A 12,964-nucleotide genomic window follows, 5' to 3' on the forward strand; every position below is an offset into this window, starting at 1 on the left:
GCGGGGCCGGGGGACGAACGGTCCCGGGGGACGGATGGCCCGGGGACGGGGGCGGTCATCCCGCCGGGCGCGACGCGGCGGAGGCGTCGCGCCCGGTGCCGTGCCGGGGCGGATGAGGGAGAGCGCCCCGGAACGGCGGCCTGGGATGACCGGGAGTGAGGCGGGCCGGGCCGTGGCCGGAGCCACGCGCCCGAAGCGCGCGGCTTTGGGCACGTGGCTCGGCGTGCGTGGATCAGAGCTTGGTCCACGCCTCCGTCAGCACCGCGCGGAGGGTCTGCTCGATCTCGTCGAAGGTGCCCTGGTCCGAGATGAGCGGCGGCGCGAGCTGCACGACCGGGTCGCCCCGGTCGTCGGCGCGGCAGTAGAGGCCGTTGTCGAAGAGCGCCTTGGAGAGGAAGCCGTACAGGACGCGCTCGGTCTCCTCCTCGTTGAACGTCTCCTTGGTGGCCTTGTCCTTCACGAGCTCGATGCCGTAGAAGTAGCCGTTGCCGCGGACGTCGCCGACGATCGGCAGGTCGAGCAGCTTGCTCAGCGTGCCGTGGAAGGCGCTCTCGTTGTCCAGCACGTGCTGGTTGAGGCCCTCGCGCTCGAAGATGTCGAGGTTCGCCAGTGCCACGGCGGCCGAGACGGGGTGGCCGCCGAAGGTGTAGCCGTGCAGGAAGGTGTTGTCCCCCTGGTAGAACGGCTCGGCGAGGCGGTCGGAGACGATCGCGGCGCCGATGGGGGAGTAGCCCGACGTCATGCCCTTGGCGCAGGTGATGATGTCCGGCACGTAGCCGAACTTGTCGCAGGCGAAGACCGTGCCGAGGCGGCCGAAGGCGCAGATGACCTCGTCGGAGACGAGCAGCACGTCGTACTGGTCGCAGATCTCGCGCACGCGCTGGAAGTAGCCGGGCGGCGGCGGGAAGCAGCCGCCGGCGTTCTGCACCGGTTCCAGGAAGACGGCGGCGACCGTCTCCGGGCCCTCGAAGAGGATCTGCTGCTCGATCTGGTCGGCGGCCCAGCGGCCGAAGGCCTCCGGATCGTCTCCGTGGATCGGGGCGCGGTAGATGTTGGTGTTGGGCACCTTGTGCGCACCGGGGACCAGCGGCTCGAAGGGGGCCTTGAGCGCGGGCAGGCCGGTGATGGACAGGGCGCCCTGCGGGGTGCCGTGGTAGGCGACGGCCCGCGAGATCACCTTGTACTTGGTGGGGTTCCCGGTGAGCTTGTGGTACTGCTTGGCCAGCTTCCACGCGGTCTCGACGGCCTCACCGCCACCGGTGGTGAAGAAGACCTTGTTCAGGTCGCCGGGGGCGTGCTGGGCCAGGCGCTCGGCCAGCTCGACGGCCTTGGGGTGGGCGTAGGACCACACCGGGAAGAAGGCCAGCTCCTGGGCCTGCTTCGCGGCGGCCTCGGCCAGCTCGGTGCGGCCGTGCCCTGCCTGGACGACGAACAGCCCGGCGAGTCCGTCGAGGTAGCGCTTGCCCTTGTCGTCGTAGATGTAGGTGCCCTCGCCGCGCACGATGGTCGGTACGGGGGCGTTCTCGTACGACGACATGCGGGTGAAGTGCATCCACAGGTGGTCGTACGCGGTACGGGAGAGGTCCTTGCTCACGGTTATCGGGTTCCCCAGGTGTAGGTCTGCTTGCGCAGCTTGAGGTAGACGAAGCTCTCGGTGGACCGGACGCCGGGCAGCGTGCGGATGCGCTTGCTGATCATTTCGAGCAGGTGCTCGTCGTCCTCGCAGACGATCTCGACGAGGAGGTCGAACGACCCGGCCGTCATGACGACGTAGGCCACCTCCTCCAGCTCCGCGAGAGCTTCGGCCACGGGCTCGAGATCGCCGTCGACGTTGATGCCGACCATGGCCTGCCGCAGCAGCCCCACGGTCAGCGGATCGGTCACGGCGACGATCTGCATGACGCCCTGGTCCTGCAGCTTCTGCACGCGTTGGCGCACCGCCGCCTCGGACAGGCCCACGGCCTTGCCGATGGCGGCGTACGGTCGCCGCCCGTCTTCCTGGAGCTGTTCGATGATGGCCAGGGAGACGGCGTCGATCGATCCGGTGCCGTTCGGTTTCTTCTCATCACGAGCCACGACCCCACTGTGCATGAGGTCTGCTCCGTCATGCAAGCCGTGAGCGATGTTTTTCGTTGCAGATTGGCGATCTCACGACTGATTTCGCAGTTACGGGGGAGTCGCCCTGTTGAAAACGTGGGTCGGGCGGTTAGGGTGTATGTCTCACCCATTGGACAACGGAGCAGGAGGGTGTTGACGTGACCACCGAGCTGCGTCGGCTGCGCAACTACATCGACGGGGAATTCCGGGACGCCTCCGACGGGCGGACCACCGAGGTGGTCGACCCGGCTACCGGCGAGACCTACGCCCTGGCCGCCCTCTCGTCCCCGGCGGACGTGGACGCGGCGATGGCCGCCGCCGAGGCCGCTTTCCCGGCCTGGCGCGACACGACGCCGGGCACCCGGCAGTTGGCCCTGCTGAAGATCGCCGACGCCCTGGAGGCGCGGGCCGACGAACTGCTGGCCGTCGAGTGCAAGGACACCGGCAAGCCCCTGGAGCTGACCCGGCAGGAGGAACTGCCGATGATGCTCGACCAGATCCGGTTCTTCGCCGGTGCCGCCCGGATGCTGGAGGGCAAGTCGGCCGGCGAGTACATGGAGGGCATGACGTCCTTCGTCCGGCGCGAGCCCGTGGGCGTGTGCGCCCAGGTCGCACCGTGGAACTACCCGATGATGATGGCCGTGTGGAAGTTCGCCCCGGCCATCGCCGCGGGCAACACGGTCGTCCTCAAGCCCTCGGACACGACGCCGGCCTCGGCCGTCTTCCTCGCCGAGGTGCTGGGCTCGATCCTGCCCAAGGGCGTCTTCAACGTCGTCTGCGGCGACCGGGACACCGGCCGCCTGATGGTCGAGCACAAGACGCCGGCCATGGCCTCGATCACCGGTTCCGTGCGGGCCGGCATGGAGGTCGCCGCCAGCGCGGCCAAGGACGTCAAGCGCGTCCACCTGGAGCTGGGCGGGAAGGCGCCCGTCGTCGTCTTCGGCGACGCCGACATCCCCGCCGCCGTCGAGGGCATCCGCGACGCCGGGTTCTTCAACGCCGGGCAGGACTGCACGGCCGCCACCCGCGTCCTCGTCCACGACAGCGTCCACGACGAGTTCGTCTCCGCCCTGGCCAAGGCCGCCGCCGAGGTCAAGACGGGCGATCTGGGCGACGAGGACTGCTTCTACGGCCCGCTCAACAACCCCGTCCACCTGGAGAAGGTGGAGGGCTTCATCGAGCGGCTCCCCGCCCACGCCAAGGTCGAGACGGGCGGCGAACGGGTCGGCGACAAGGGCTACTTCTTCGCCCCGACGGTCGTCTCCGGCCTCAAGCAGGACGACGAGATCGTCCAGAACGAGGTCTTCGGCCCCGTCATCACCGTCCAGCGCTTCAGCGAGGACGAGCAGGCCGTCGAGTGGGCCAACGGCGTCGAGTACGCCCTCGCCTCCTCGGTGTGGACCTCCGACCACGGTCGCGCCATGCGGCTGTCGAAGGCGCTGGACTTCGGCTGTGTGTGGATCAACACCCACATCCCGCTGGTCGCGGAGATGCCGCACGGCGGCTTCAAGAAGTCCGGCTACGGCAAGGACCTCTCGGCCTACGGCTTCGATGACTACACCCGCGTCAAGCACGTGATGACCGCGCTGTAAGGCGTCGGCTGTCCGCGGGGGTCCGGTGGTTCCTCAGGCCGCCGGGCCCCCGCCGTCGTGGCCGCTCGCCGTGGCGGCGGAAGGGCCCCGAGGGCATCGCCCCCGGGGCCCTTGGCCTCGCTCGCCCCGGCGTCGGGGCGCTTCCGGCGGGGCGGGTCAGGACCTGCGGAGGGCCTCGGAGCGCCGGGCCAGATACGCCGTGAGGTAGGCGTCGATCTCCGCCGCGAGCGCCGCCTTCGCCGGGGCCTCCAGGAAGGACGCCTCCACCGCGTTCTTCGCCAGTCCGGCGAGCCCGGCCTCGTCCAGGTCGAGCAGGCGGGCGGCGAGGCCGTACTCGGTGTTCAGGTCGGTGCCGAACATGGGCGGGTCGTCGCTGTTGATGGTCACCAGCGCGCCCGCCGCCACCATCTCGCGCACCGGGTGCTCCGCCAGGTTCTCCACCGCGCGCGTGGCGATGTTGGACGTCGGGCAGACCTCCAGCGGGATGCGCCGCTCGGCCAGGTGCTCCAGCAGCCTCGGGTCCTGCGGGGCGCTCGTGCCGTGCCCGATGCGCTCGGCGCGCAGATGGGTGAGGGCGTCCCAGATGGTGCCGGGCCCGGTGGTCTCGCCCGCGTGCGGCACGCTGTGCAGCCCCTCGGCGACGGCCCGGTCGAAGTACGGCTTGAACTGCGGGCGGGGCACGCCGATCTCGGGACCGCCGAGCCCGAAGGACACCAGGCCGTCCGGCCGCAGTTCGCAGGCCTGCCGGGCGGTCTCCTCCGCGGCCTCCAGCCCGGCCTCCCCGGGGATGTCGAAGCACCAGCGCAGGGTGACGCCCAGCTCGCTGCCCGCGGCCTTCCGCGCGTCCTCGATGGCCTCCATGAACGCCACGTCGGGGATGCCGCGCCGGGTGGAGCTGAACGGGGTGACCGTCAGCTCCGCGTACCGGATGTTCTGCTCGGCCATCTCGCGGGCGATCTCGAAGGTGAGCAACCGCACGTCCTCGGCGTCGCGGATGAGGTCGACGACGGAGAGGTAGATCTCGATGAAGTGCGCGAAGTCCCGGAAGACGAAGAACTCGGCCAGCTCCTTCTCGTCGGCCGGGACCCTGGCGTCCGGGTGGCGGGCCGCGAGCTCGGCGACGATCCGCGGCGACGCCGAACCCACGTGGTGGACGTGCAGTTCGGCCTTGGGCAGGCCCGCGATGAAGCCGGCCAGCTCGTCCGGGACCGTCAGGTCGGTCGGTTCTGACAAGGGTGCACCTCCGCTAGAACACCTCCGGGGGACATGGCCGTGAGGCCGCCGTCCATCGTATGCCGCCCCTCGCGGCGCCCGGCATACGATGGCGGGACACCGGATGGGGAGGGGCGCGATGACGCAGGACGACGGGGCACGGGGCGGCGGTCACCCGGGGCCGGGCCCGGAACAGCCGAACCCCTGGGCCCCGCCCGGGCAGCGCGGCTCCCTGGAGAAGGGGGACGCCCAGTCCGGCCAGCCGGGCCGGTCCGGGCCGCCGATACCGTCGGTGGCGGAGCAGCAGACCGTGACCGACCTCTCCGCGCAGCCGGGCGGGGGCTCCCGGGTGCCGCCCGTGCCGCCGGCGCCCTCGCCGCCCCCCGCGGCGGTCCCGCAGCCCGCGAGCCCGCCGTACGGCCCCGGCGTTCCGGCGCTGCCCGGGCCGATGCAGCCGGGTCCGCCTGCGGCGGCCGGGCCGATCCAGGGCTACGGGTACGGCTACGGCGCAGGGTCCGGCTACGGCCCCGGCGCCGCCTACCCCTACGGGGCGTCGTGGCAGCCGCTGCCGCCCACCCCGGAGACGAGCGGGATCTGCACGGCGGCCATGGTGCTCGGCATCGTCGGCCTCACGCTGTCACTCACGTTCTTCGGCGCTTTCATCGGGATCATCTGCGGCCCGATCGCGCTCTGCCTGGCCGTCGCCGCCCGGCGCGGCATCCGGCGCGGTGACGTGCACGGTTCCGGACAGGCCACGGCCGGCCTCGTGCTCGGCATCATCACGACCGTGCTCTCGGCCCTCTTCGTCGTCCTGCTCGTCATCGGGATGACGGGTGGTTTCGACGAGGAGCCCGACTACTACGACGACCCGTACCGGGGCTACGACGCGTTCACGACGGCCCCGCGCGTGCCGGGGAACTGAGGCCGGGGCGGGGGCCGCCCCGGCCGGCCGCCGCCGGTCCGGACAGGCACTAACCGGCCGGCCGCCGGCCCACTCCGTGGAGCAGCGTGTCGACGACGAGGGCGGCGCGGGCGTCCGGGTCCGGGGCGCGGCCGTCGTGGTGGACGGCCTCGCCGATCAGCGCGTAGTACACGCGCCGCACCCACTCCAGGTCGGCGGAGGGGGCGAGGAGCCCCTCCTCCCGCGCGCGGGCCAGGAGTTCGAGACAGCGGGCGCCCACCGCGTCCCAGCCCGCCGAGGCCGCGCTGTCCGCCTCGGCGGGGCGGCCCAGGGCGAAGCCCCACGCACCCTTGACGCGCAGCACGTTGGCGGTGATGCGATGCAGGGCGACGAGCGGCGGGGCGGTGTCGGGCCGGCCGTCCTCCACCGCCTCGGCCAGCTGCGCCACCGCGGACTCGGTGAGCGCCTCGATCAGCGCCTGCCGGTTGGCGAACCGCCGGTGCACCGTCGTGCGGGCGACGCCCGCGGCCTCGGCGATCTGCTCGACGGACGCACCGGGGTCGGCGGCGAGTACGCGCTCGGCCGCCTCCAGGATCATGCGGACGCTGCGCTCGGCGTCCGCCCGGAGCGCCCGCCCACCGCTCTTCGCCATCGGAACCCCGGCCTCTTGGACATCGCGTCAGCGGACACGATACGCGCAGGCCCGCGGGAGCGCGCCCGTGTGGTCAGGCCGCGGTGTCCAGCACCGTCCGTGCCGTGCGCCGGGCGTGCTGGGCGGCGTCGAGGTCGCCGGTGAACGTGGCCAGGGCCATCGCCCCGTCGAACAGCACCGCCAGCTGCGCGCCGACGGACCGTGGGTCCTTCGCCCGTGCCTGCGCGGCCAGTTCGGTCGCCAGGTCGCGCAGCGCCTGCTTGTGGGACTGGACGGCGGCCACGACCTCCGGGGCCGCCGCTCCGGCCTCGCCGAACGCGCCGGCGAACACACACCCGTGGAAGCCGGGCTGCCGGAACCAGTCGTGCAGGAAGTCGAAGAGGCCCAGGGCCCGCTCCACCGGGTCCTCGGCGGCGCTGACGTAGTCCCGGATCGCGCTCCGGGCGATCCGGTCCCGTCGCGCCAGGCAGGCGGCCAACAGGACGTTCTTGGACGGGAACAGCCGGTAAAGGGTCTTGAGCGGCACTCCGCTGGCGTCCCGGATGCGCTGCATGGTCACCGCATGGACGCCGTGGGTGTAGAACAGCTCGTCCGCGACCGCGACCAGATGAGCGGACGTGTCCTCCTGCATGGCCGGCCTCCCTCCCGAAGCGACTGATGACTGCCCCGACCCCCACGGGAGAACCCCGGTTCTCGGAGGGGAGTTCCGTCGCGGCGGGGGTGGATGGCTGCCCGAATTCTTCGACGTGACAGGCGGGGGCGTCCAGCGGAACCACCGATCGGTCTTATTTGCAACACTGCTGTTGCAGTTACAGCTTAAACAGTTACTCTTCTGTTCTAGCTCGTGCGGTATCGATCAAGGGGAGAGCGATGTCCCGTTCAGCGGCACAAACCCAGCCCACCGCCCTGGTCACCGGAGCGTCCTCCGGTCTCGGCGCCGAGTTCGCCGCCCAACTCGCGGCCCGCGGGCACGACCTGGTGCTGACGGCGCGATCCGCGGAGCGTCTCCACGTGCTCGCCGAGCGGCTGCACACGACGTACGGTGTGGGGGCCCACGTCATCGTCCAGGACCTCGCGGAGCCGGACGCCGCCCAGCGCATCGCCGACGGCCTCGCCGAACGCGGCCTCGACATCGGTGTGCTGGTGAACAACGCCGGGTTCGGCACCTGCGGACGGTTCGAGGAGATCGAGCCGCGGCGCGACCACGACCAGCTGATGGTCAACGTCGTGGCGCTGGTCGGCCTCACCCACGCCCTGCTGCCCGGCATGCTGGCCCGGGGCGGAGGCGCCGTCCTCAACATCGGCTCCACGGCGGGCTACCAGCCAAGCCCGTATTTCGCGGTCTACGGCGCCGCCAAGTCCTTCGTCCTCACCTTCTCGCTGGCGCTGCGTCAGGAGTGCCGCGGCCGCGGGGTCCGGGTCACGGCGCTCTGTGCCCCGGCCCGGTCGAGACGGGCTTCTTCGAGGTGATCGGCACCCGCAGGGCCGCGGTCGCCGGCGCGTTCGCGGAGCCGGAACCCGTCGTGCGGGCGGCGCTGCGCGCGCTCGACCGGGACCGCGCCTACGTCACGCCGGGGCTCGGCAACGCGCTGAGCGCCCACCTCTCACCGCGGCGCCCGCGCACCCTGGTCGCGGCCCTTGCCGAGCGGGTCACCCGCAAGGTCCTGGGGCCCGAGGAGGTGCGCGGCGGCCCCGCTCCGGAACCCGGCGCGGGCGGCTGACCGGGGGCGGGCCCGAGACGCCGCGCGGCAGGGTCCCGCACGAAGCCGTGCGGGACGCCGCCGTCGCCGTCAAGGTGGTGCCGTCAGTCCTTCGCCACCAGCGCCGGGGTGGAGTGGGTGAGCACCTCGCCCCGGAAGAACGCCGGGCTGCGGCGCTGCATGACGAGCATGAGCACGAGGCCCACGAGCAGCAGCCCGACGCCGATGACGAAGACGCTGCCGACTCCGGCGATGGAGCTGCCGCTGCCGTAGGCCGGGTCCCACATGTCCGCCATCGTCTTGACGAACACGGCGGTCAGCAGCACGCCGCCGAGCAGCGGCAGGACGCCCTTGGTGACCGCGTCCCGCACGCCGCGCGTCAACTCGCCGCGGAAGTGCCACACACAGGCGAACGCCGTCAGCGCGTAGTAGAAGCAGATCATCAGGCCGAGGGCGTAGATCGTGTCGATGAGCACGTTCTCGCTGACCAGCGTCATGACCGCGTAGAACACACCCGTCGCCACACCGGCGGCCACCGTGGCCCGGCCGGGGGTCTCGAACCTCGGGTGGACCCTGGCGAAGGAGGCCGGGAAGGCCTTGTACGTGCTCATGGCCAGCATGGTGCGGGCGGCCGGCAGGAACGTCGTCTGGAGGCTGGCGGCGGCGCTCGCCACGACGGCCAGGAACAGCAGCACGCCCAGGGGGCCCATCACCGGGTCGGCGAGGACGGCGAAGACGTTGTCCGAGGTCTCCGGGTTGCCCAGGCCCAGGCCCGTGGTGCCGGTGCCCGAGAACATCAGCGCGGCCACGGCGGTCAGGACGTAGGAGGTCACCAGCACCGCGATGGAGATCATCGCCGCCCGGCCGGGGGTCCGGGTGCTGCCGGAGGTCTCCTCGTTGACGGTCAGGCTCGTGTCCCAGCCCCAGTAGATGAAGATCGACAGCGACAGGCCCGCGGTGAAGGCGGTGAACGAGGTGACGGAGAACGGGTCGAACCAGGCCAGCGAGAACTCGGGGGCCGAGGCGGAGGCCGCGACGCCTTCCCCGGCCTTGCCGAAGGCCATGGCGACGAAGAGGGCGAGGACGACCATCTGCAGGGTCACCAGCGCGTACTGGAACCACTTGGTGGCGGTCATGCCGCGGTAGCTGATCGCCGTGGCGACGGCGATGAACGCGAGCACGGTCAGCACGTGGCCCGCGGTGGAGCCGCCGAACCGCAGGATCGCCTCGCTGCCGGTCAGCTCGCCGAGCAGCAGGTAGAAGAACTCGGCGGCGACGCCGGCGAGGTTCGACAGCACGATGACCGTGGCGATGACCAGGCCCCACCCGGTCATCCAGCCGATGCGCGGTCCGAGCGCCTTCACCGTCCAGGTGAAGGAGGTGCCGCAGTCGGGGATGACGCGGTTGAGCTCCCGGTAGGCGAAGGCCACCAGGAGCATGGGCAGGAAGCCGGCGAGGAAGACGGCGGGCATCTGGAGCCCGACCTCGCCCACGGTGGGACCGAGAGTGCTGGTGAGGCAGTACACGGGGGCGACGGTGGACAGACCGATGACGGCGCTGCCGAAGAGGCCGACGGAGTTCTTGTGCAGTCCCTTGGACCTGATCTCTTCCGTGGCCGTTTCTTCGGACGCGGCGCTGGGTGCTATCCCTCCGGCCGGGGGGTTGACGAGCTGTGCCATGCCCCGGACGGTATAGCGTGCTGTATCCGTAGCCGCGGTCTTGATCTTTCCGGCGGCGTGCCTCTTCTTCACTGCCTACGTGCCTGGCGTCTCCGTGATTCGGAAGGTTGGCGGAGGGTTTCGCTCGATCATTCAAAGGTGGTCGGCCGGGGCTTCCGGGATGCGGTAATCGCAGAGTGCCGGTTTCGTCCGGTCGCCGGATTTTCCTCCGCTACTTTCTGCAACCACTCTACGGCTCCCGCTCAGCGGGTGCCGGGTGCCGAACCGTCCCCTCCCTGCGGCGCGGTTGCCGGGGGACGGCGACCGGCGCGCCCGGCGTCCGCCCGGGCGCCCGGAGACCCGTGGGAGGAGCCGGGAACGAAATCCTCACCCCTCGCGCGGGGCGGAACGGCCGCGCGCCGCCAGGGCCACGCACGCGAGCAGGAGGCCGCCGAGGCACCAGCTCGCCAGGACGTCCAGCGGCCAGTGGTAACCGCGGCGCACCAGCCCGGCGCCGGCGGCCGCGACCAGCACAGCCGCCACGGCCACCAGCGCCCCTCGGAGGTGCGGCCGGGACAGCCGGGGGAGGACGACGAGCACCGCGCCCCCGTAGGCGACCAGCGCCATGGCCGCGTGCCCCGAGGGGAAGTAGCCCTCGCCGCCCAGCGGCCCCGGACGGTCGAAGAGGGCCTTCAGCGGGCCGACCAGTAGCGGGACCGCCGCCGTCGCCGCGAGGGCGGCCAGCGGCGGACGCGGTGCGCGGCCCGCCGTGTAGACGCCGACCAGAGCCAACAGCAGTACGGGCCCGGCGACGTACCAGTGCCCCAGGTCCGCGGCGAACTCGGCGAGCCCGTCGTCCGCCGCCGGGGCGCCCGGGCGGGGCTGCCGCCACCGCTCGGCCAGTCGCTCCTCGGCCTCGCGCACCGGGCCGCCCAGCGCCACCTGGGCACCGATGACGGCGAACAGCGTGCCGCAGACCATGGCCAGGAGGCGGGCGGCCGACGGCCGCCCGCGCCCCGGAACGCCGAACGGCCGCCCGGGAACAGGGGGGAGTATTCCCAGGCGGCCGTGTTGCCGACCGGTCACCGCGCGCCCCGGGGGGTTTGGGGCGGGCGGCGGTCCGATCGGAGTGCTGTCTGCGCCGAGGCGCAGCCCGGACGCGGCCCGGGGGCCGTCGCTCCGGTGGAGCCCGCAGTCCCGTGCGGGCGGGGTGTTCCGTACATCCGCCCTCGAAGGTACGGCACCGCCGTGCGGTCCCGGGAGGCCGGTGACCGAACGGCCATCGGCCTCCCACATCTCCTTCACCGCGCCGGAGCTCCTTCACCGGGCCGACGCGCGCGGCGGAGGCGGCGTGCCTGATCAGGCCAGCTCGGCGAACGCGCTCTCCAGCACGTCCAGGCCCTCGTTGAGCAGGTCCTCGCCGATGACCAGCGGGGGCAGGAAGCGGACCACGTTGCCGTAGGTGCCGGTCGTGAGGATGACCAGACCGGCCTGATGGCAGGCCTTGGCGAGCTTGCCGGTCAGCTCGGCGTCCGGCTCCTTGGTGCCCGGCTTGACCAGCTCGATGGCGATCATGGCGCCGCGGCCCCGGATGTCGCCGATGGCCGGGTGGTTCTCCGCGATCTTGGCCAGTCGGGGCTTCATGATCTCCTCGATGCGCCTGGCCTTCGCGTTGAGGTCCAGCTCGCGCATCGTCTCGATGGCGCCCAGCGCACCGGCGCAGGCCACCGGGTTGCCGCCGTAGGTGCCCCCCAGGCCTCCGGCGTGGGCGGAGTCCATGATCTCGGCGCGGCCGGTGACCGCGGCCAGTGGCAGACCGCCGGCGATGCCCTTGGCGGTGGTGATCAGGTCCGGGACGATGCCCTCGTCCTCACAGGCGAACCACTGGCCGGTACGGCAGAAGCCGGACTGGATCTCGTCCGCCACGAACACGATGCCGTTCGCCTTGGCGAACTCGGCGATGCGCGGCAGGAAGCCCTTGGCCGGCTCGATGAAGCCGCCCTCGCCGAGTACCGGCTCGATGATGATCGCGGCGACGTTCTCCGCCCCGACCTGCTTGGAGATCTGGTCGATGGCCTGGGCAGCGGCCTCCTCGGCGCAGTTCTCCGGGCCGGTCAGCCAGCGGAAGGGGTAGGCCACCGGAACCCGGTACACCTCGGGCGCGAACGGGCCGAAGCTGTGCTTGTACGGCATGCTCTTCGACGTCAGCGCCATGGTGAGGTTGGTGCGGCCGTGGTAGCCGTGGTCGAAGACGACGACGGCCTGGCGCTTGGTGTGGGCCCGCGCGATCTTGACGGCGTTCTCCACCGCCTCCGCGCCGGAGTTGAACAGCGCCGTCTTCTTGGTGTGGTCGCCGGGCGTGAGGGCCGCCAGTTCCTCGGCCACCTTCACGTACCCCTCGTACGGGGTCACCATGAAGCAGGTGTGGGTGAAGTCCGCGAGCTGGGCGGTCGCCTCCCGCACCACGGCCTCCGCGCTGGCGCCCACCGAGGTCACGGCGATGCCCGAGCCGAAGTCGATGAGGGAGTTGCCGTCGACGTCCTCGATGATGCCGCCGCCCGCCCGGCGCACGTACACCGGCAGCACGTTGCCGACACCGTCGGCCACCGCGGCCTGCTTGCGGGCGTGCAGCTCCTGGGACTTCGGGCCGGGGATCGCGGTGACGACGCGGCGCTCCTGCGCGGGCGTCGAAGAGGTGGAGCTCATCGCACTCTCCTTGGGGTGACGGGGAAGAAAACGGAAGAAAGTGTGTGGTCGCTTCTCGCAGGCTAGGGGCAGCCGTGACGCCGAGACATGCACCGCCGAGTAAAAGTCGGCGGGGCGTGTTGGCCGTCGCGGACAGGTATCCGGCCCGTCCCGGAGGACGGGCCGCGGGCCGCCGGGACGCCCGGGACCGGGCCCGAAGTCGGCGGCGATGGGTCTAGATTGGGGCCGCGACACTTACTCGACGGCGGGCCGGCAGGGGGCGGAAGGGCAGATGAGCGCGGGCGGCGGGCTGTACGGCGGCACGGGCGCGGTACCAGGCGGCGGAGACGCCGGACCCCCGGGGCCCGGCGCGCCCCCGGGCCAGGGCCTCCCGGGCCAGAACCCCCCGGGCCAGGGTTCCCCCGCGCCCGGCGCCGGGCCCGTGGCGGTGCCCCGGCGCCCGGCCG

The 12,964-nt window shown here is 72.1% G+C and carries 13 protein-coding genes; 4 read left to right on the plus strand and 9 right to left on the minus strand.

All coding sequences use genetic code 11. From position 1 onward, the window contains the following. Nucleotides 1-232: 232 nt before the first annotated feature. Nucleotides 233-1,612, minus strand: coding sequence for an aspartate aminotransferase family protein (locus HPT28_RS14340; RefSeq protein ID WP_219091465.1), 1,380 nt, complete (start codon nucleotides 1,610-1,612; stop codon nucleotides 233-235). Further along, nucleotides 1,597-2,091: an Lrp/AsnC family transcriptional regulator gene (locus HPT28_RS14345; protein WP_219091451.1), complete on the minus strand. Its 495-nt coding sequence runs from the start codon at nucleotides 2,089-2,091 to the stop codon at nucleotides 1,597-1,599. The genes HPT28_RS14340 and HPT28_RS14345 overlap by 16 nt, the downstream gene beginning before the upstream one ends. Nucleotides 2,092-2,255: 164 nt before the next feature. On the opposite strand from HPT28_RS14345, the gene HPT28_RS14350 reads away from it, so the two are divergent. Beyond that, nucleotides 2,256-3,689 (plus strand): gamma-aminobutyraldehyde dehydrogenase, encoded by a 1,434-nt coding sequence (locus HPT28_RS14350; protein ID WP_219091452.1) that lies wholly within the window; start codon nucleotides 2,256-2,258, stop codon nucleotides 3,687-3,689. 156 nt (nucleotides 3,690-3,845) lie between these two features. Here the strand turns inward: HPT28_RS14350 and HPT28_RS14355 are convergent, their stop codons facing one another. Further along, nucleotides 3,846-4,922 (minus strand): adenosine deaminase, encoded by a 1,077-nt coding sequence (locus HPT28_RS14355; RefSeq protein WP_257578602.1) that lies wholly within the window; start codon nucleotides 4,920-4,922, stop codon nucleotides 3,846-3,848. Between the two features lie 118 nt (nucleotides 4,923-5,040). Here HPT28_RS14355 and HPT28_RS14360 point away from each other — a divergent pair, with 118 nt between their 5' ends. After that, the gene (locus HPT28_RS14360) at nucleotides 5,041-5,823 is read left to right on the plus strand and encodes a DUF4190 domain-containing protein (RefSeq protein ID WP_219091453.1); all 783 of its coding nucleotides are present in this window, start codon (nucleotides 5,041-5,043) and stop codon (nucleotides 5,821-5,823) included. A 49-nt stretch (nucleotides 5,824-5,872) separates the two neighbouring features. Here the strand turns inward: HPT28_RS14360 and HPT28_RS14365 are convergent, their stop codons facing one another. Together HPT28_RS14365 and HPT28_RS14370 are read right to left on the minus strand one after the other, a co-directional pair. Then, nucleotides 5,873-6,454 (minus strand): TetR/AcrR family transcriptional regulator, encoded by a 582-nt coding sequence (locus HPT28_RS14365; protein ID WP_219091454.1) that lies wholly within the window; start codon nucleotides 6,452-6,454, stop codon nucleotides 5,873-5,875. Nucleotides 6,455-6,527: 73 nt separating this feature from the next. Continuing rightward, on the minus strand, nucleotides 6,528-7,085 hold the full coding sequence (locus HPT28_RS14370; RefSeq protein ID WP_219091455.1) for a TetR/AcrR family transcriptional regulator: 558 nt from the start codon (nucleotides 7,083-7,085) through the stop codon (nucleotides 6,528-6,530). A gap of 239 nt (nucleotides 7,086-7,324) precedes the next feature. On the opposite strand from HPT28_RS14370, the gene HPT28_RS14375 reads away from it, so the two are divergent. Together HPT28_RS14375 and HPT28_RS26915 are read left to right on the plus strand one after the other, a co-directional pair. Then, on the plus strand, nucleotides 7,325-7,924 hold the full coding sequence (locus tag HPT28_RS14375) for an SDR family oxidoreductase (RefSeq protein ID WP_257578603.1): 600 nt from the start codon (nucleotides 7,325-7,327) through the stop codon (nucleotides 7,922-7,924). Next, entirely contained in the window at nucleotides 7,921-8,175 is a 255-nt protein-coding gene (locus HPT28_RS26915) for a hypothetical protein (protein ID WP_257578604.1), read from the plus strand. The genes HPT28_RS14375 and HPT28_RS26915 overlap by 4 nt, the downstream gene beginning before the upstream one ends. 83 nt (nucleotides 8,176-8,258) lie before the next feature. Here the strand turns inward: HPT28_RS26915 and HPT28_RS14380 are convergent, their stop codons facing one another. The 4 genes from HPT28_RS14380 to HPT28_RS14395 form a co-directional block, all read right to left on the minus strand. Next, complete coding sequence (locus tag HPT28_RS14380) at nucleotides 8,259-9,833, minus strand: APC family permease (protein ID WP_219091456.1); 1,575 nt, start codon at nucleotides 9,831-9,833, stop codon at nucleotides 8,259-8,261. A 366-nt stretch (nucleotides 9,834-10,199) separates the two neighbouring features. Beyond that, entirely contained in the window at nucleotides 10,200-10,793 is a 594-nt protein-coding gene (locus tag HPT28_RS14385) for a phosphatase PAP2 family protein (RefSeq protein WP_257578605.1), read from the minus strand. A gap of 378 nt (nucleotides 10,794-11,171) precedes the next feature. Further along, nucleotides 11,172-12,518 carry a 4-aminobutyrate--2-oxoglutarate transaminase gene (gabT, locus tag HPT28_RS14390; RefSeq protein WP_219091457.1) on the minus strand — a complete coding sequence of 449 codons (1,347 nt, stop codon included), beginning with the start codon at nucleotides 12,516-12,518 and terminating at the stop codon, nucleotides 11,172-11,174. A 214-nt stretch (nucleotides 12,519-12,732) separates the two neighbouring features. Then, on the minus strand, nucleotides 12,733-12,964 hold a 232-nt coding region (locus HPT28_RS14395; protein ID WP_219091458.1), incomplete at its 5' end, for a hypothetical protein.

It is taken from the genome of Streptomyces sp. JJ38, from assembly GCF_019303475.1.
In the GTDB taxonomy this organism is placed as follows: Bacteria; Actinomycetota; Actinomycetes; order Streptomycetales; family Streptomycetaceae; genus Streptomyces.